Consider the following 18,553-nt stretch of genomic DNA (forward strand, 5'->3'; position numbering starts at 1 on the left):
CCTGTCGGTCCAAAATTTAGTGGCATTGGAGGTTGCTCGATTAAACATTTCGAGCAACATCAAATTCATTACCTTATTATTATATGAAAAACTCCTAAAATTAAGCCTGACCTGTCGGTCCAAAATTTAGTGGCATTGGAGGTTGCTCGATTAAACATTTCGAGCAACATCAAATTCATTACCTTGTTATTATATGAAAAACTCCTAAAATTAAGCCTGACCTGTCGGTCCAAAATTTAGTGGCATTGGAGGTTGCTCGATTAAACATTTCGAGCAACATCAAATTCATTACCTTGTTATTATATGAAAAACTCCTAAAATTAAGCCTGACCTGTCGGTCCAAAATTTAGTGGCATTGGAGGTTGCTCGTAATCTTTGATTTCACCATGAGCCTTTTCAAATCGTTTAATATTATCGCCAAGTGCTTTTAATAAGCGCTTTGAGTGCTGTGGTGTTAAAATTATTCTGGACTTAACTTTACTTTTAGGAGTTCCAGGCATAATACTTACAAAATCGATTACAAATTCAGAAACCGAATGATTTATAATTGCCAGGTTAGAATAGGTACCTTCTGCAATTTTTTCATCCAATTCAATATTGATTCCTGGTTTCTTATTTTTATTTTCTTCAGCCATTTCAAATGTATTTATGTTTCCGAGATATCGAAAACGTATTAATTAATATCTGTTATTAAAAAAGCCTTCAAACAATTAATGTATGAAGGCTTTTACTTTATTAGTTACTATGCCTAGTGCCTTCGCTAAAAGTATAGCTACACATGGGCACTGGAATGAGAACTATTAGTTATAGTTCATCTCTTCTTTTGCTTTCATCATCTCATTAAATTCCTCTTTAGAACCTACAATGATGTTATCAAATTTTCTAACACCTGTTCCAGCTGGAATTCTATGACCAACGATTACATTCTCTTTTAATCCTTCAAGATCATCTACTTTAGCATTTACAGCAGCTTCATTAAGTACCTTTGTTGTTTCCTGGAAGGATGCAGCAGAGATAAATGATTTTGTTTGTAATGATGCTCTTGTAATACCTTGTAAGATAGGAGTTGCTGTAGCTGGTTGCGCGTCACGTGCAGTAGCTAAAGCTTTATCCTCTCTACGCAATATAGAGTTCTCATCTCTCAGTTCTCTTGATGTTAGGATCTGACCTGCTTTTAAATTCTCAGAATCTCCAGCATCTTCAACCACTTTCATTCCGAAGATTTTGTCGTTTTCTTCAATGAAATCTGATTTGTGGACTAACTGATCTTCTAGGAAAATAGTATCTCCAGAATCAATGATTTTCACTTTTCGCATCATTTGTCTAACAACAACCTCAAAGTGCTTATCATTAATCTTCACACCTTGTAGACGATATACTTCTTGTACTTCGTTTACTAAGTATTGCTGAACAGCAGCAGGACCTTTGATATTTAGGATATCATTAGGTGTAATAGAACCATCAGATAATGGCATACCAGCTTTCACATAATCATTTTCCTGAACAAGGATTTGATTAGATAATTTCACTAAGTATTTCTTAATCTCACCTAACTTAGATTCAATGATAATTTCACGATTACCTCTTTTGATTTTTCCGAATGACACCACACCATCAATCTCACTAACTACAGCAGGATTAGAAGGGTTACGTGCTTCGAACAACTCAGTTACACGAGGTAAACCACCAGTAATATCACCAGCTTTAGCAGACTTACGAGGAATTTTAACTAAGATCTTACCAACCTTAATTTTCTCTCCGTCATCAATCATAAGGTGAGCTCCTACAGGTAAGTTGTATGAACGTATTGTTTCTCCTTTAGAATCTTCAATATGAAGTGTAGGAATTAATTTCTTGTTTCTAGATTCAGAAATTACTTTCTCTTGGAAACCTGTTTGTTCATCAATTTCTACTTGATAAGTAACCCCTTGTTCAATATTTTCATACTTCACCTTACCAGCAAATTCTGAAATAATTACACCGTTATAAGGATCCCACTGACAGATTGTGTCTCCAGTCTTCACTTTATCACCTGGCTTAACATAGATGAATGATCCATAAGGGATATTATTTGTGCTTAAGGTAATACCAGTTTTAGCATCTACTAATTTCAATTCTGAAGTACGAGAGATAACAACATCTACTTCTTTTCCTTCATTATCAGTACTCTTAACAGTCTTTAAATCTTCGATTTCAGCAACACCATCAAACTTCACAACTAATTTATTCTCTTCTGAAATGTTACCTGCAATACCACCAACGTGGAATGTACGTAGTGTTAACTGAGTTCCTGGCTCACCAATAGATTGGGCAGCAACAACACCAACAGCTTCACCTCGTTGTACCATTTTACCAGTAGCAAGGTTACGACCGTAGCACTTAGAACAAATCCCTTTTTTAGCTTCACAAGTTAATGCTGAACGTACTTCAACAGCATCTAAAGGAGATGCTTGGATACGTTTAGCAATAGCATCATCAATATGACCACCTGCTTCAACTAATAACTCTTCAGTAATTGGATCAAACACATCGTTTAATGATGTACGACCAACAATTCTAGCCTCAAGAGTCTCGATAACTTCTTCATTTTTCTTAAGAGGATTGACTTCAATTCCTCTTAAAGTTCCACAGTCTTCAGTGTAAATAATTACATCTTGAGACACATCAACCAAACGACGCGTTAAGTAACCTGCATCGGCAGTTTTAAGTGCAGTATCGGCAAGACCTTTACGTGCACCGTGAGTTGAGATAAAGTATTCTAAGATCGATAACCCTTCTTTAAAGTTAGAAAGAATCGGGTTTTCAATAATTTCTCCACCACCTGCATTAGATTTCTTAGGCTTCGCCATTAATCCACGCATACCAGTTAACTGACGAATCTGTTCTTTAGATCCACGAGCTCCAGAATCAAGCATCATAAATACTGAGTTGAATCCTTGTTGATCCTCACGAATACGTTTCATGGATAACTCTGTTAACTCGGCATTGGTAGATGTCCAGATATCAATAACTTTATTGTATCGTTCGTTGTTAGTAATAAGTCCCATGTTATAGTTACCCAATACTTCATCAACTTCTTTATTAGCATCGTCAATCATTGTATGCTTTTCCTGAGGAATGATAATATCACCTAAACTAAATGATAAACCACCTTGGAATGCAAACTTGTATCCTAATGTTTTTATTTCATCTAAGAATGCAGCAGTTTCTGGTACACTAGTCACTTTTAGGATACCATGAATAATATCTCTTAATGACTTTTTAGTTAATACCTCATTGATGTATCCTGCTGCTGCAGGTACTTTTTCGTTAAAAAGCACTCGTCCTACAGTAGTTTCAATGATTTGAGTTGTTAGTTCTCCCTCTTCATTGAAATCCTGAGTTCTTACTTTTATACCAGCATTTAAGTCAACTTTTTTCTCATTGTAAGCAATAGTTACTTCTTCAGGAGAATAAAACGTTAAGCCTTCTCCTTTAACTGTATAATCCTTATCCGTTTTACGATGCTTAGTCATATAATAAAGACCAAGTACCATATCCTGAGAAGGTACTGTTACAGGAGATCCATTAGCTGGGTTTAAAATATTGTGAGACGCTAACATTAATAGTTGCGCTTCTAAAATTGCTTCAGGACCTAAAGGTAAATGCACAGCCATCTGATCACCATCAAAATCGGCATTAAATGCAGTACACACTAATGGGTGCAACTGAATTGCTTTACCTTCAATCAGTTTTGGCTGAAATGCCTGAATACCAAGCCTGTGTAATGTAGGAGCACGGTTTAGTAATACTGGATGTCCTTTAAGAACATTCTCTAAGATATCCCAAACTACAGGCTCTTTTCTATCTATAATTTTCTTTGCAGATTTTACAGTTTTTACTATACCTCTTTCTATTAATTTTCTAATGATAAAAGGCTTGTAAAGTTCTGCTGCCATATTTTTAGGCAATCCACATTCAAACAATTTCAATTCTGGTCCAACAACAATTACCGAACGTGCAGAGTAATCAACACGTTTACCAAGTAAGTTTTGACGGAAACGACCTTGCTTACCTTTTAATGAATCGGATAAAGATTTTAATGGTCTATTAGAATCAGTCTTAACTGCTGAAGCTTTACGTGTGTTGTCAAACAATGAATCTACTGATTCCTGTAACATACGTTTCTCATTACGCAGAATAACTTCAGGAGCTTTGATTTCAACTAAACGCTTTAAACGGTTATTACGAATAATAACACGACGATATAAATCATTTAAATCAGATGTTGCAAAACGTCCACCATCTAAAGGTACTAATGGTCTTAATTCTGGCGGAATAATTGGAATAGCCTTCATGATCATCCACTCTGGCTTATTCTCTCTATTAGCATTAGAATCTCTAAATGCTTCAACAACCTGTAAACGTTTTAATGCTTCAGTTTTACGTTGTTTTGATGTTTCAGTATTTGCTTTGTGACGCAGTTCAAAAGATAATTCGTTTAAGTCGATTCTTGATAAGAGTTCGATCAAACATTCTGCACCCATTTTAGCGATAAACTTATTTGGGTCTGTATCCTCTAAATGTCTGTTTTCCTGCGGAAGCGTTTCCATGATATTTAGATACTCCTCTTCCGTTAGGAAATCCATTTTTTGTAATGGTTCTCCTTCAGCATTTTTAGCTTCACCTGGTTGAATAACCACATAGCGTTCGTAATAGATAATCATATCTAAACGCTTAGAAGGTAAACCGAGTAAGTATCCTATTTTATTTGGTAACGAACGGAAGTACCAGATGTGAGCAACAGGCACAACAAGATTGATGTGTCCTACTCTATCACGACGTACTTTCTTTTCTGTTACTTCAACACCACAACGATCACATACGATTCCTTTGTAACGTATTCTCTTATATTTACCACAAGCACATTCAAAATCCTTAACAGGACCAAAAATACGCTCACAGAATAAACCATCTCGTTCTGGTTTATGTGTTCGATAATTAATAGTTTCAGGTTTCAAAACCTCACCACGAGATGCTGCTAAAACAGATTCTGGAGATGCTAAACCAATTGAGATTTTATTAAATCTCTGTACTGTATTCTTATCTTGTCTTCTTGCCATAATAACTTTATAGTCTTTAGTCTTCAGTCTTCAATACACAGCATGTAACTGTGCATTGTTGACTGCTTACTATTTTTTTATTCTTCTAATCTAATATCTAATCCTAACCCTTTCAATTCGTGCATAAGTACGTTGAAAGATTCAGGTAGTCCTGGTTCTGGCATTGGCTCTCCTTTTACGATAGCTTCGTAAGTTTTAGCTCTACCTATAACATCATCAGATTTTACTGTTAAGATCTCACGTAGTGTACTTGATGCTCCATAAGCTTCAAGTGCCCAAACCTCCATCTCACCAAAACGCTGACCACCAAATTGTGCTTTACCACCTAATGGTTGTTGTGTAATTAATGAGTAAGGTCCGATAGAACGTGCGTGCATCTTGTCGTCAATCATGTGACCTAATTTAATCATGTAAATCACACCTACTGTAGCTGGTTGATCAAAACGATCTCCTGTTCCACCATCATATAAGTATGTATGACCAAATCTTGGTACACCTGCTTCATCTGTAAATTCATTGATCTGATCTAGTGTAGCACCATCAAAAATTGGTGTAGCATAAGTACGACCTAATTTTTGTCCAGCCCAACCTAGAACAGTTTCATAGATTTGTCCGATATTCATACGTGATGGTACACCTAACGGATTCAATACGATATCAACTGGTGTTCCATCCTCAAGGAATGGCATATCTTCCTGACGAACGATACGTGCAACAATACCTTTGTTACCATGACGTCCTGCCATTTTATCACCAACTTTCAGTTTACGTTTCTTAGCAACATAAACTTTAGCTAATTTGATAATACCAGCTGGTAATTCATCTCCTACAGAAATTGTAAACTTCTCACGACGCAATGATCCTTGAAGATCATTTTCCTTGATCTTGTAGTTGTGAATTAAATCAGCAACTAACGTATTTAAGTGATCATCGGTTGTCCATGTTCCTGAAGTTAAATGCGTGTAATCATCTACAGCATTTAACATCTTAAGAGTGTATTTCTTTCCTTTAGGAATGATTTCCTCACCTAAGTCATTATAAATACCCTGAGCAGTTTTACCATTTACAAGAGCAAATAGTTTTTCAACTAAAACAGCTTGTAAATCATCAAACTTCTTGTAATAGATATTTTCTAATGCTTCAATATCTTCTTTATCTTTTGCTCTCTTACGCTTATCTTTAATTGCTCTTGAGAATAATTTCTTCTCAATAACAACACCGTGTAATGAAGGAGATGCTTTCAAAGATGCATCTTTAACATCACCTGCTTTATCACCAAAGATGGCACGTAGTAATTTTTCTTCTGGTGTTGGATCAGATTCTCCTTTAGGTGTAATCTTACCAATAAGAATATCTCCTGGTTTAATCTCAGCACCAATTCTAATCATACCATTCTCATCAAGGTCTTTAGTTGCCTCTTCAGAAACGTTTGGAATATCATTGGTTAATTCTTCGTTACCTAATTTGGTATCTCTAACTTCTAATGAATACTCGTCAATATGAATAGATGTAAATATATCGTCACGAACTACTTTTTCTGAAATTACGATTGCATCCTCAAAGTTGTAACCTTTCCATGGCATGAATGCCACTTTCATATTACGACCTAAAGCTAGCTCTCCATTTTCAGTAGCATAACCTTCACAAAGCACCTGACCTTTTTTCACCTTGTCACCTTTTTCTACGATAGGCTTTAAGTTAATAGATGTACCTTGGTTGGTCTTTCTAAATTTTACTAATGGATAAGTTTTGGTATCACTATCAAAACTAACCATAGCTTCTTCTTCTGTACGTTCGTATTTAATGGTAATTTCGTTTGCATCAACATACTCAACAACACCATTTCCTTCAGCATTAATTAGTACTCTAGAATCTGATGCTACTTGACGCTCAAGACCAGTTCCAACTATTGGAGCCTGAGGGCGTAATAAAGGTACTGCCTGACGCATCATGTTAGATCCCATTAATGCACGATTGGCATCATCATGCTCTAGGAACGGAATCAACGATGCCGAAATAGATGCAATCTGGTTAGGTGCAACATCTGTGTAATGAATATCTTTTGGGTCCATTACAGGGAAATCACCTTCCATACGAGCAATGATCTTATCTTCAAGAATCTTTCCTTTATCATCAACACGAATATTCGCTTGTGCAATCAACATGTCTTCCTCTTCTTCAGCACTTAGGTATGTTGGTGAATTCTTGATATCTACAACTCCTCTTTCTGCTTTTCTATAAGGCGTTTCAATGAATCCCATTGAATTTACTTTAGCATAAACAGATAAAGATGAAATTAATCCAATGTTTGGTCCTTCAGGAGTTTCAATTGGACATAATCTTCCGTAGTGAGTATAGTGAACATCACGAACCTCGAAACCGGCACGTTCTCTGGATAAACCTCCAGGTCCTAAAGCTGATAAACGACGTTTGTGAGTAATCTCTGCTAATGGATTGGTTTGATCCATGAACTGAGATAACTGGTTTGTTCCGAAGAATGAATTAATAACAGACGATAAGGTCTTAGCATTAATTAAATCTATTGGTGTAAACACTTCATTATCACGAACGTTCATTCGTTCACGAATGGTACGCGCCATACGAGCTAAACCAACACCAAACTGAGAAGATAATTGCTCACCTACTGTACGTACACGACGGTTAGATAAGTGATCAATATCATCAATCTCTGCCTTAGAGTTAATTAACTCAATCAAGTATTTTATGATGGTAATGATATCTTCTTTGGTAAGTACTTGCTTATCCATTCCGATATCTAAACCTAATTTTTTATTCATTCTATAACGACCTACTTCACCTAGAGAGTAACGTTGGTCTGAGAAGAATAATTTGTCAATGATACCACGCGCTGTTTCCTCATCTGGCGGCTCAGCATTACGCAATTGACGGTAAATATGTTCAACAGCTTCTTTTTCAGAGTTTGTTGGATCTTTTTGTAATGTATTATGAATAATTGCGTAATCTCCTTGCTGTGATGTTTCTTTGTGTAATAAAATAGTTTTAACACCAGCCTCAAGAATTTCTTCAATATTATCTTTGTCTATAACAGTGTCACGATCTAATACGATTTCGTTACGTTCAATAGATACTACTTCTCCTGTATCTTCATCAACAAAATCTTCATGCCATGTATTCAATACACGAGCAGCAAGCTTACGATCGATTACTTTTTTAAGTCCAGATTTAGATACCTTAACTTCTTCAGCAAGGTCAAAAATCTCTAGGATATCTTTATCACGCTCAAACCCGATAGCTCTAAAAAGTGTAGTTACAGGTAATTTTTTCTTTCTGTCAATGTAAGCATACATGACCTGATTGATATCTGTAGCAAATTCAATCCAAGATCCTTTAAAAGGGATAACCCTTGCAGAGTACAATTTAGTACCATTGGCGTGGAATGACTGACTAAAGAATACACCAGGAGATCTGTGTAATTGTGAAACAACTACACGCTCTGCACCATTGATACAGAAAGTTCCGCTAGGAGTCATGTAAGGGATTGTTCCTAAGTATACGTCTTGAACAATCGTCTCAAAGTCTTCATGTTCTGGATCTGTACAGTACAGTTTTAAACGTGCTTTTAGTGGCACACTGTATGTTAGTCCTCTTTCGATACATTCTTCAATTGTATATCTAGGTGGATCAATAAAATAATCCAAGAACTCTAATACAAATTGGTTTCGAGTATCTGTAATTGGAAAGTTTTCCATGAAGGTATTATAGAGCCCTTCATTTCCTCTTTCTTCTGATTTTGTCTCTAACTGGAAAAAATCCTGGAAGGATTTAATTTGAATATCCAAGAAATCTGGGTACTCAGTTCTGTTTACTATGGAAGAGAAATTTAATCTTTCAGCTGTATTTGCTAACATCGATGAACGAGATTTTGATTAAAAAAAATAACTAGTTTATTTGTGTACCTTTTTATACACAAAAGGGTTTAGGTCATTCCGAGCGTTTCGGAAGACCTAAACCATAATTTGTAGGTTTGTTAAGCTTACTTAAGCTCAACCTCTGCTCCTGCTTCCTCTAATTGAGATTTTAGAGCTTCAGCTTCGTCTTTAGCAACACCTTCTTTGATAGCACTTGGTGCTTCGTCTACTAAACCTTTAGCTTCTTTTAATCCTAAACCAGTTAATTCTTTAACTAATTTTACAACAGCTAATTTAGAACCACCTGCTGCTTTAAGGATTACGTCGAATTCTGATTTTTCCTCAGCTGCGTCTCCACCTGCTGCTGCTCCACCTGCTGCTACTGCTACTGCTGCTGCTGCTGGTTCGATACCATATTCGTCTTTTAATATTGTAGCTAATTCATTAACTTCTTTTACTGTTAAATTAACTAATTGTTCTGCGAAATCTTTTAAATCTGCCATTTCTATCGTTTTTAATAATTTTAATAAAATATAATTTGTTTAAGTGCGTACTTATTTGATTATCCTTCTTTTTCGGATAATGTTTTGATAATACCTGCTAAGGTTCCACCACCTGATTTAAGTGCTGAAATAACATTCTTAGCTGGCGACTGTAATAATGTTACAATCTCTCCGATCAATTCTTCTTTAGACTTGATATCAACTAACATGTCTAATTGATCGTCTCCTAAGTAAATAGCTTCCTCAATAAAAGCACCTTTTAATAAAGGTTTCTCAGATTTTTTACGGAAGGCTTTTATTACCTTAGCTGGAGCATTACCAGTTTCAGAATACATTACAGAGGTATTACCTTTTAAAACTGTTGGAAGGTCTCCGAAATCTCTATCAGAAGCTTCCATAGCTTTAGTTAATAATGTATTTTTTACTACATTTAATTTTACGTCTGCTTTATAACAGGCACGACGTAAAGCTGAAGTGCTACCTGCATTTAATCCAGAAATATCTGTTAAATAGATATTAGCATTATCTGCTAACTGAGCAGTTAACTCTTCAATTACTTGTGATTTTTCTTCTCTTGTCATAATATTAAAGTTTAACTACTTATGCGAATTTAACATCAATTGCGATACTTGGACTCATAGTACTTGACATGAATATACTTTTCATGTATACACCCTTAGCAGCAGTTGGTTTTAATTTGTTTAAAGTGGTTAACAATTCCATTGCATTGTCCTTGATTTTATCAGCACTAAATGATGCTTTTCCAATTGGAGCGTGTACAATTCCTGTTTTATCGACTTTAAAATCAATCTTACCAGCTTTAACTTCAGATACTGCTTTAGCAACATCCATTGTTACTGTTCCTGTCTTTGGGTTTGGCATAAGACCTCTTGGTCCTAATACTCTACCTAATGGACCTAGTTTACCCATGATAGCTGGCATGGTAACGATAACGTCAACATCTGTCCAACCACCTTTGATTTTCTCTAGGTATTCATCTAATCCTACGTAATCAGCACCTGCTGCTTTAGCTTCCTCTTCTTTATCAGGAGTTACTAATGCTAGTACTTTCATGTCTTTACCTGTTCCGTGTGGAAGAGATACTACACCTCTTACCATTTGATTTGCTTTACGAGGATCAACTCCAAGTCTAACTGCTAAATCAACAGAGGCATCAAACTTTGTATACGTAATTTCTTTTAATAGTGCTGAAGCTTCTTCTATAGAATATAATTTATTCTTCTCGACTTTTGCTAAAGCGTCTTTTCTCTTTTTTGTTATTCTTGCCATTTCAAAAACTTTTTAGTTAGGTGCTTCTCCACCTTTAACTGTGATTCCCATTGATCTTGCAGTTCCTGCAACCATCTTCATTGCAGAGTTCACATTAAATGCATTCAAATCTTGCATTTTGTCTTCTGCAATAGCTTTCACTTGATCCCAAGTTACTTTAGCTACTTTCTTTCTGTTCGGTTCACCAGATCCTTTTTTTACTTTGGCCGCTTCCAATAATTGTACAGCAGCTGGAGGAGTTTTAATAACAAAGTCGAAAGACTTGTCTTTGTAAACTGAAATTACAACTGGAAGAACTTTACCAGGCTTATCCTGAGTTCTGGCGTTGAATTGTTTACAAAATTCCATGATATTAACTCCAGCAGCTCCTAAAGCGGGTCCAACCGGTGGCGACGGATTCGCTGCACCTCCCCGAACTTGTAATTTAACTACTTTACCTAATTCTTTTGCCATTTTAAAAATTTTAGTTTTGTATATCTTTCATTGTGGAAGCAAAAAAGACATACTATCTATGTATGTAACAATTATTATACTTTTTCAACTTGCATATAGCTTAATTCTAATGGTGTTTTTCTTCCGAAAATTTTAACCATTACTTCTAGCTTACGCTTTTCTTCATTTATTTTCTCGATAGTTCCATCAAATCCATTAAATGGTCCATCAATAACTTTTACGGTTTCACCAATAGTGTAAGGTATCGCCACATTTGCGTCAGCATCTACTGCGAGCTCATCAACTTTACCTAACATTCTGTTTACTTCAGATTGTCTTAATGGTACAGGGTCGCCTCCTTTAGTTTCACCTAAAAAACCAATCACATTAGTAATTGACTTAATAATATGTGGAATTTCACCACTTAAGTTAGCTTGGATCATAATGTAACCTGGAAAATAAACACGTTCTTTATTTATTTTTTTTCCGTTACGGATCTGAATAACTTTTTCAGTTGGCACCAGAACCTGATCAACAAAATCTTCTAAACCTAATCTTGAAATTTCATTCTCGATATAGGCTTTAATCTTGTTCTCCTGACCACTTACAGCTCTAACAACGTACCATTTTTTATTTACATTAGTCTCAGACATTCTCTCAGTTATTTTTAGTTAAATCAAATTAAAGTAAGCCTTAATCACTTTACTAAAAACAGTATCAACTCCCCAAATAGCTAATGAAAATATGATTGAAAATACAGCTACTAAAACGGTTAAACTTTGAGCCTCAGGCCATGCTGGCCATGACACATTATTTTTCAACTCGTCAAAAGATTCTTTTATGTAATTTACTATTCCTGCCATTTGATTTTGTATTAGCACGGGTTGAGAGACTCGAACTCCCGACACCTGGTTTTGGAGACCAGTGCTCTACCAACTGAGCTAAACCCGTAAATATAAATCAAGGCGTTCCGACAAATCGGAACACCTTAATTAATATTTATTTATTAAATATTTAGTCTAAAATTTCAGTAACCTGTCCAGCACCTACTGTTCTACCACCTTCACGGATTGCGAAACGTAAACCAACGTTCATTGCAATTGGTTGAATTAATTCAACTGTAATAGTAAGGTTATCTCCAGGCATTACCATTTCAACTCCATCAGGAAGCGCAATGTTTCCAGTTACGTCAGTTGTACGAACGTAGAACTGTGGACGGTAGTTGTTATGGAATGGAGTGTGACGTCCACCTTCTTCTTTCTTAAGGATATAAACCTCAGCTTTAAATTTAGCGTGTGGTGTTACAGATCCAGGCTTAGTGATTACCATACCTCTAGAGATTTGAGTTTTCTCAATACCTCTTAATAAGATACCAGCGTTATCACCAGCTTCTCCTCTATCAAGGATTTGACGGAACATCTCGATACCTGTGATAGTAGATGTTAATTTTTCAGCACCCATACCAATGATCTCAACAGGATCACCTGTATTAGCAACACCTGTTTCGATACGACCTGTAGCAACAGTTCCACGACCAGTAATTGAGAATACATCTTCAATTGGCATTAGGAATGGCTTATCCATATCACGTACTGGCTCTTCGATCCAGTTATCAACAGCTTCCATTAATTCCATTACAGTATCTACCCATTTTTGCTCACCGTTAAGTGCACCTAAAGCAGAACCTGCAATTACAGGACCATTATCACCATCATACTCATAGAAAGATAAAAGATCTCTGATCTCCATCTCTACTAATTCTAATAACTCATCATCATCAACCATATCCACTTTATTCATGAATACAACGATACGTGGAATACCTACCTGACGTCCTAAAAGGATGTGCTCACGAGTTTGTGGCATTGGACCATCTGTAGCAGCTACAACTAAAATAGCACCATCCATTTGAGCAGCACCAGTAACCATGTTCTTTACGTAATCGGCGTGACCTGGACAGTCAACGTGTGCGTAATGACGATTAGATGTTTGATACTCTACGTGTGATGTATTAATAGTGATACCTCTTTCTTTTTCTTCAGGAGCGTTATCGATAGTATCGAAATCTCTCGCTTCAGATAAACCTGCATCAGCTAATACTTTAGTAATAGCAGCAGTTAAAGTTGTTTTACCGTGATCTACGTGTCCAATTGTACCTATATTAAGGTGTGGTTTTGAACGATCGAAAGTTGCCTTTGCCATGTTTAATTTATTTAATCTTATTTATATTAGTGTTCAATTTTAATTTTTAATCCGAAAAAGAGCCAATGACGAGATTTGAACTCGTGACCTCTTCCTTACCAAGGAAACGCTCTACCCCTGAGCTACACCGGCGTAAAGTGTTTACTTCCTCATTTAAACTAAATGAGATTCCTGCCTTCGCAGGAATTTTAGAGCGAGAGACCGGGTTCGAACCGGCGACATTCAGCTTGGAAGGCTGACGCTCTACCAACTGAGCTACTCTCGCATTTTATAACTGTTTTACCAGTTAAGGGTTTCATTATTTCAAAGCACTATTTAGAATCAAGCTTACTAAATAGAATTTGGATTAACTCGCTTTGCTCGTTGATCCTTTTCAAAATTTAGACACATTCTTAAAAATGAACTCTTAACTTTTGTTTTTAAGGATTAACTCGCTTTGCTCGCTGATCCGCGAAGGTAAACCTTCACTTGAAAATTTTAAATACTATTTTGAAAAGCAAGCTTTTGACAATAGCTTATTAAAATTTTTGTGGGGAGAGCAGGATTCGAACCTGCGAAGACATAGTCAGCAGATTTACAGTCTGCCCTCGTTGGCCGCTTGAGTATCTCCCCAATTTTAAAGAACTTTTGCTAAAATTTACCTGAGTAAGTTTTAGACTTTTTTAGAGCCGATGGAGGGACTCGAACCCACGACCTGCTGATTACAAATCAGCTGCTCTAGCCAGCTGAGCTACATCGGCTTTTCTATAACTTTTTTGCTATAAAAAAAGCCCGCTATTTCTAACGGACTGCAAATGTAAAGATTTATTTATTTATTCAAAACATTTTTTGAAAAATTTTATTAGATATGTGCTCTTAATTTTTGTTTTCTCTTTTTTAGTTGCCTTTCTAACGACGAAACTGCAATATCTGTCCCTTCTTCAAACGTTTTACATTGTTTTTTTACAATAAAACTATCTCCTGGTACTTTAACTCTTGCTTCAAAGATTTTATTTTCCTTATCGCTAGTGTTCTCCACTTTCAGATAGACATCAGCTTGTATGACTTTATCATAAAACATTTCTAACTTATCCATTCGCTTTTGGATAAAATCAATTAACTTTCTGTCTGCATTAAAATTTACAGATTGAGTGTTTACCTTCATAATCGTTCTTTTATTGGTTATACAATATTACTTTTTACTTCTTGGATGTGCATTTGAATACACTTTCTTTAATTCAGCTATACTATTATGTGTATAGACTTGGGTTGCTGCTAAACTTGAATGACCAAGAAGTTCTTTTACAGCATTTAGGTTTGCACCTTGATTAAGTAAATGAGTTGCAAATGAGTGCCTTAATATATGCGGACTCCTTTTTACTTTGGCAGATACCTTACTAAAGTAATCATTTATAATTCTGTAAACAAGAGTTTCATAAATTTTAACCCCTTTTTTTGTTAAAAAAAGATACTCATGGTCTGTAATTGTTTCTAATCTATTTCGTTCTATTATATAGTCTTTTATAGTACCTACAACAGTGTCAATTAATGGGATATATCTTTCCTTATTTCTTTTACCTAACACCTTTAAGGTTTTATTAGATAGATCTACATCATTAAGTTTTAATTGCACCAACTCTATACGCCGTATTCCTGTGGCATAGAATAATTCTATAATGAGTCTGTTACGCAAACCTTCAAAGTCTTTTAGAGTATTGAGTTCTTCTAAGACAGTTTTCATTTCAGATTCGGAAAATGGTACCTGCACTTTCTTATTTACTTTTAAAGCTTTATGTTTATTCAATGGATTGACTTCAATGTCCTTAACTTTTAAAAGGAATTTATAGTAAGTGTTTAATGAGGATACTTTCCTATTAATACTGCGATTTGTAATACCGCTTTCAACCAATGACACAATCCAACTTCGGATTTGCTGATAATTAACATCGTTAATAGTTTTAGTCTCAAATTCTGAAACCACAAATCTTTGAAATTCTTCAAGATCATTAAGATATGCCTTGAGCGTTAACTCTGAATAGTTTTTTTCTAACAATAAATAATCTGAAAATGCTTTAAAAGCCATAGGGATATTTTTATCAAAGCGTAATTTAAATGTACAACCTTTTATTCACATTTGAGGTATTGGCAAAAAAAATCCCGCTTTAAAAAAAGCGGGATACTATTTATAAGAGCAATACTTATACTGCTTCCTGATCTCTTAGACCTTGTACATATTGAGCCTTTTGAATTTGTGCTCTACGTGCTATCGAAGGTTTAGTAAATTGCTTACGTTCTTGCAACTGATTTTTAATCGTTGTCTTCACAAACTTACGCTTGTAACGCTTTAACGCTCTATCTATATTTTCTCCTTCTTTTACTGGAATTATTAACATAGTTCTTAACCTCCTCTCTTTTAGATTTTTTAAGGCTGCAAATATAGAAACTAATTTAAAATGTCCAATTCTTTTTTTTTAAATAATTTGATCTAGTCTTTGAAGAGTGATGCTCGTGTACTTAAATCTTCTATTAATTTTTCATCTTCTTCACTTTCTAAAAGGATATTATAGTTTTTCCAGAACGCTTTATTATATGGTTTAGGAGAAAAAATATCCATATCCCATTTATCTTGAAGTGCTGTTTTGATGATCTCTTTATCTAGTATAATTTCTGAAAAGAGAATTTCCTGAACTGTGTAATAAAAACGTTCCTCTTTATTATAACGTTCTTTTTCTTTATCACTTATTTTTTCATCTGCTTTAAAACCTACATTAACCAATTTTGGTGTTTCATAATAAATATAATTGGGATACATTTTATCTTCATACTCCATGTAGGTGATGATCAATTTGTGATTGACTTGCGTATCAAACAATCGTTTACTCCTGTCTTTTTGCGCAGCTGATGCAGCAACAAGTTCATATTCAATTTTCTTAATAGCGTAGTTATCGTAGTATATGTAAAGCCATCCGTTGGCAACAAAGCCTTCGTTATAAATACCTTTGGTACCCAGACCTACAAAATCTGTACTTTCTGAAATTTTAATTTTATAGATCTTTCGGTCATTATCTACTAAAATAGTATCTAATTCAAACTGATGTTTTTCTAAAATATCGTCGCCAAACAATGCCTTGGCATCATTTGAATTTCTTAGCAAATTTAGTTTCCCTTGAAAAATATTCTGAAGGCCATTAACTCTATTATCATTCCATTTAATAGCATCAACCAATTGAGAGGTTTTAACCTGACTTCTTTTAATATCTTTAGTTTTTAAACGACGACTTCTGGTGGTTTGATTTTTGTAGGACACATATGAAAAGATACTATCTACATCTCTAAGATCATAGCTCTTTCGCATTTGATCAACATTGATTTTTAAATGATCTTTACTTTCTGAACCGTAACCAGAATCATAAACTGTAATCGCACTTTCAATGAGCCATTTAAATTCAACTTTGTTACGCTCCTTATGTCTTAAAAATCCTTTTTGAATATATGCTGAATCAGGCAAATTGGTCTCAAGCTTTTCGATAGCTTTTAACACAATATCATTTCCTGTTTTTGGTCGTGTCTCTGCAATAAGAACAATCTCATCCAGAGAGGCTACATCTTCCTCAAGATAAATTTCAGCAGCATTATCAAACTCATTCACTGGAACTTTAAAACTCTTGTAACCTATAGATGATATAATCAATGTGTCTTTAGTGAATTCTTCGGGTACTTGAAGCACAAATTTTCCGTCAGCATTACTCACTGTACCAATTGTAGTATTCTTGACATAGATACTAGCACTTTCAATTGGCATCAACGTGGCAAAATCAATGATCTTGTTTTTCACTTCAGTTTGTGAATATCCAAAATATCCTGAGAGAATTAGGATTGCAATGACATATTGCTTTACATATTTAATGACCATACTAAGTGTTCTTTTTTTTAGTAACTGGAACAGTTTGGTGTTTTTACATTTCCGAAGAAAAATTAGGTTGCTGGCTTGTAATCTTTATCATCAATTACCATCTTAGCAATTATTTCTCTAAGTATCTCTGAAGTACCTCCACCAATTGGACCTAGTCTACTATCGCGTAATAATCTTGCTAATGGATACTCTTCCATATAACCATAGCCTCCCAAAAATTGCAAGCACTGGTAAATGACATCATCTGCCATTTTAGTCGATCTTAATTTAGAGATTGTAGCCTCTTTAACCACATACTCTCCTTTATCTAAACGACTCGCTATTGCGTAGTTAAATTCTTTACACATCAACATATCTGCGTAGGAATCGGCAAAGGCATGACGTAACGCCTGAAATTTATCTATTGATCTTCCAAAAGCTTGTCTTTCGCTCATGTATTGTTTTGCATAATCGAGTGCATATTCTGCTCTGGCATGTGCATTGATTCCCATAATCAAACGTTCTAAAGCAAAATGCTGCATGATATATGAAAACCCTTTATTCTCTTCGCCCATTAAGTTTGATTCAGGAATGGTAACATTATCAAAGGCAATCTCTCCTGTATCAGAAGCTCTCCAACCTAACTTATCTAATTTAGTAGCAGACACTCCAGATGTATCTCTATCTATGATAAAAATACTAATGCCTTTATTTCCGAGTTCAGGATTTGTTTTAGCTGCAACAACCAGATAGTCGCTATAGACTCCATTTGTAATAAATGTTTTTGAGCCATTGATTACGTATGAATCGCCTTTTTTAACAGCAGTAGTTCTCATACCTGCAACATCACTTCCTCCAAAAGGTTCAGTTATACAAAGACAACCAATTTTATCTCCAGTGATACTTGGCGTAAGATATTTTTCTTTAATGGCATGGTCTCCTTCTTTGTTGACATGTGTCATAGCAAGGTAGGCATGCGCCCAAATAGCAGCTGCAAATCCGCCAGAATCTATTTTTTGAAGTTCTTCGAGAAGAATAACTGTGTAGAACAGATCGAGATCCATTCCACCATAAGCTTCAGGATATGCTAATCCGAAGAATCCCATTTCTCCAAATTTCTTCCAAATGAAACGTTCTATATTTCCAGTTTCTTCCCATTTATCAATGTGAGGAACAACTTCTTTTTGTAAAAAATCTTTTAAACTTTGTCTAAATAAATCATGTTCTTCTGTGAAGTACATACTGTTGCTCATAGCTTGTTTT

Annotated in this window: 15 protein-coding genes and 5 tRNA genes; all 20 read right to left on the reverse strand. The window is 35.2% G+C overall.

The window, feature by feature from the left end; all coding sequences use genetic code 11:
• Nucleotides 1-320: 320 nt before the first annotated feature.
• The 20 genes from Q0951_RS13960 to Q0951_RS14055 all read right to left on the reverse strand — a co-directional run bounded on the left by Q0951_RS13960 (nucleotide 321) and on the right by Q0951_RS14055 (nucleotide 18,543).
• Nucleotides 321-635 (reverse strand): DUF3467 domain-containing protein, encoded by a 315-nt coding sequence (locus Q0951_RS13960; protein ID WP_299338021.1) that lies wholly within the window; start codon nucleotides 633-635, stop codon nucleotides 321-323.
• A gap of 165 nt (nucleotides 636-800) precedes the next feature.
• The gene (gene rpoC / locus Q0951_RS13965; protein ID WP_299338024.1) at nucleotides 801-5,102 is read right to left on the reverse strand and encodes a DNA-directed RNA polymerase subunit beta'; all 4,302 of its coding nucleotides are present in this window, start codon (nucleotides 5,100-5,102) and stop codon (nucleotides 801-803) included.
• Between the two features lie 77 nt (nucleotides 5,103-5,179).
• Complete coding sequence (gene rpoB, locus Q0951_RS13970; protein ID WP_299338027.1) at nucleotides 5,180-8,992, reverse strand: DNA-directed RNA polymerase subunit beta; 3,813 nt, start codon at nucleotides 8,990-8,992, stop codon at nucleotides 5,180-5,182.
• 125 nt (nucleotides 8,993-9,117) lie between these two features.
• The gene (gene rplL / locus Q0951_RS13975; protein WP_040251401.1) at nucleotides 9,118-9,495 is read right to left on the reverse strand and encodes a 50S ribosomal protein L7/L12; all 378 of its coding nucleotides are present in this window, start codon (nucleotides 9,493-9,495) and stop codon (nucleotides 9,118-9,120) included.
• Nucleotides 9,496-9,554: 59 nt separating this feature from the next.
• Nucleotides 9,555-10,076, reverse strand: a complete 522-nt coding sequence (gene rplJ / locus Q0951_RS13980; protein WP_299338030.1) for a 50S ribosomal protein L10 — start codon at nucleotides 10,074-10,076, stop codon at nucleotides 9,555-9,557.
• A gap of 19 nt (nucleotides 10,077-10,095) precedes the next feature.
• Complete coding sequence (gene rplA, locus Q0951_RS13985; RefSeq protein WP_299338032.1) at nucleotides 10,096-10,785, reverse strand: 50S ribosomal protein L1; 690 nt, start codon at nucleotides 10,783-10,785, stop codon at nucleotides 10,096-10,098.
• A 12-nt stretch (nucleotides 10,786-10,797) separates the two neighbouring features.
• Nucleotides 10,798-11,238: a 50S ribosomal protein L11 gene (gene rplK / locus Q0951_RS13990; protein ID WP_299338035.1), complete on the reverse strand. Its 441-nt coding sequence runs from the start codon at nucleotides 11,236-11,238 to the stop codon at nucleotides 10,798-10,800.
• A 74-nt stretch (nucleotides 11,239-11,312) separates the two neighbouring features.
• On the reverse strand, nucleotides 11,313-11,870 hold the full coding sequence (gene nusG / locus Q0951_RS13995; protein WP_299338037.1) for a transcription termination/antitermination protein NusG: 558 nt from the start codon (nucleotides 11,868-11,870) through the stop codon (nucleotides 11,313-11,315).
• Nucleotides 11,871-11,888: 18 nt separating this feature from the next.
• Nucleotides 11,889-12,080, reverse strand: a complete 192-nt coding sequence (secE, locus tag Q0951_RS14000) for a preprotein translocase subunit SecE (protein ID WP_299338040.1) — start codon at nucleotides 12,078-12,080, stop codon at nucleotides 11,889-11,891.
• A gap of 15 nt (nucleotides 12,081-12,095) precedes the next feature.
• A tRNA-Trp gene (locus Q0951_RS14005) sits at nucleotides 12,096-12,168 on the reverse strand.
• A 63-nt stretch (nucleotides 12,169-12,231) separates the two neighbouring features.
• On the reverse strand, nucleotides 12,232-13,419 hold the full coding sequence (gene tuf, locus Q0951_RS14010; protein ID WP_299338043.1) for an elongation factor Tu: 1,188 nt from the start codon (nucleotides 13,417-13,419) through the stop codon (nucleotides 12,232-12,234).
• 60 nt (nucleotides 13,420-13,479) lie between these two features.
• Nucleotides 13,480-13,551, reverse strand: a tRNA-Thr gene (locus tag Q0951_RS14015).
• Nucleotides 13,552-13,611: 60 nt separating this feature from the next.
• Nucleotides 13,612-13,684: transfer RNA gene (locus Q0951_RS14020), tRNA-Gly, on the reverse strand.
• Nucleotides 13,685-13,949: 265 nt separating this feature from the next.
• Nucleotides 13,950-14,031, reverse strand: a tRNA-Tyr gene (locus Q0951_RS14025).
• Between the two features lie 54 nt (nucleotides 14,032-14,085).
• Nucleotides 14,086-14,159 (reverse strand) — tRNA-Thr (locus tag Q0951_RS14030).
• 101 nt (nucleotides 14,160-14,260) lie between these two features.
• Nucleotides 14,261-14,563, reverse strand: coding sequence for a ribosome-associated translation inhibitor RaiA (gene raiA, locus Q0951_RS14035; protein ID WP_299338045.1), 303 nt, complete (start codon nucleotides 14,561-14,563; stop codon nucleotides 14,261-14,263).
• Between the two features lie 27 nt (nucleotides 14,564-14,590).
• Entirely contained in the window at nucleotides 14,591-15,481 is an 891-nt protein-coding gene (locus tag Q0951_RS14040; protein WP_299338048.1) for a tyrosine-type recombinase/integrase, read from the reverse strand.
• A 115-nt stretch (nucleotides 15,482-15,596) separates the two neighbouring features.
• Entirely contained in the window at nucleotides 15,597-15,791 is a 195-nt protein-coding gene (rpsU, locus tag Q0951_RS14045; RefSeq protein ID WP_299338051.1) for a 30S ribosomal protein S21, read from the reverse strand.
• 92 nt (nucleotides 15,792-15,883) lie between these two features.
• Nucleotides 15,884-17,311 carry a carboxypeptidase-like regulatory domain-containing protein gene (locus Q0951_RS14050; protein WP_299338054.1) on the reverse strand — a complete coding sequence of 476 codons (1,428 nt, stop codon included), beginning with the start codon at nucleotides 17,309-17,311 and terminating at the stop codon, nucleotides 15,884-15,886.
• Nucleotides 17,312-17,373: 62 nt separating this feature from the next.
• Complete coding sequence (locus tag Q0951_RS14055) at nucleotides 17,374-18,543, reverse strand: acyl-CoA dehydrogenase family protein (RefSeq protein WP_299338056.1); 1,170 nt, start codon at nucleotides 18,541-18,543, stop codon at nucleotides 17,374-17,376.
• Nucleotides 18,544-18,553: the final 10 nt, after the last annotated feature.

Source organism: uncultured Psychroserpens sp., assembly GCF_947501425.1.
Taxonomy (GTDB): domain Bacteria; phylum Bacteroidota; class Bacteroidia; order Flavobacteriales; family Flavobacteriaceae; genus Psychroserpens.

Bases quoted from the DNA above. Each gene is read 5' to 3' on its own strand.
- rpoB (WP_299338027.1), bottom strand. From the start codon at position 8,992: ATGTTAGCAAATACAGCTGAAAGATTAAATTTCTCTTCCATAGTAAAC.
- rplA (WP_299338032.1), bottom strand. From the start codon at position 10,785: ATGGCAAGAATAACAAAAAAGAGAAAAGACGCTTTAGCAAAAGTCGAG.
- Q0951_RS14055 (WP_299338056.1), bottom strand. From the start codon at position 18,543: ATGAGCAACAGTATGTACTTCACAGAAGAACATGATTTATTTAGACAA.
- nusG (WP_299338037.1), bottom strand. From the start codon at position 11,870: ATGTCTGAGACTAATGTAAATAAAAAATGGTACGTTGTTAGAGCTGTA.
- rplJ (WP_299338030.1), bottom strand. From the start codon at position 10,076: ATGACAAGAGAAGAAAAATCACAAGTAATTGAAGAGTTAACTGCTCAG.
- Q0951_RS13960 (WP_299338021.1), bottom strand. From the start codon at position 635: ATGGCTGAAGAAAATAAAAATAAGAAACCAGGAATCAATATTGAATTG.
- secE (WP_299338040.1), bottom strand. From the start codon at position 12,080: ATGGCAGGAATAGTAAATTACATAAAAGAATCTTTTGACGAGTTGAAA.
- rpsU (WP_299338051.1), bottom strand. From the start codon at position 15,791: ATGTTAATAATTCCAGTAAAAGAAGGAGAAAATATAGATAGAGCGTTA.
- raiA (WP_299338045.1), bottom strand. From the start codon at position 14,563: ATGAAGGTAAACACTCAATCTGTAAATTTTAATGCAGACAGAAAGTTA.
- rplL (WP_040251401.1), bottom strand. From the start codon at position 9,495: ATGGCAGATTTAAAAGATTTCGCAGAACAATTAGTTAATTTAACAGTA.
- Q0951_RS14040 (WP_299338048.1), bottom strand. From the start codon at position 15,481: ATGGCTTTTAAAGCATTTTCAGATTATTTATTGTTAGAAAAAAACTAT.
- rplK (WP_299338035.1), bottom strand. From the start codon at position 11,238: ATGGCAAAAGAATTAGGTAAAGTAGTTAAATTACAAGTTCGGGGAGGT.
- rpoC (WP_299338024.1), bottom strand. From the start codon at position 5,102: ATGGCAAGAAGACAAGATAAGAATACAGTACAGAGATTTAATAAAATC.
- Q0951_RS14050 (WP_299338054.1), bottom strand. From the start codon at position 17,311: ATGGTCATTAAATATGTAAAGCAATATGTCATTGCAATCCTAATTCTC.
- tuf (WP_299338043.1), bottom strand. From the start codon at position 13,419: ATGGCAAAGGCAACTTTCGATCGTTCAAAACCACACCTTAATATAGGT.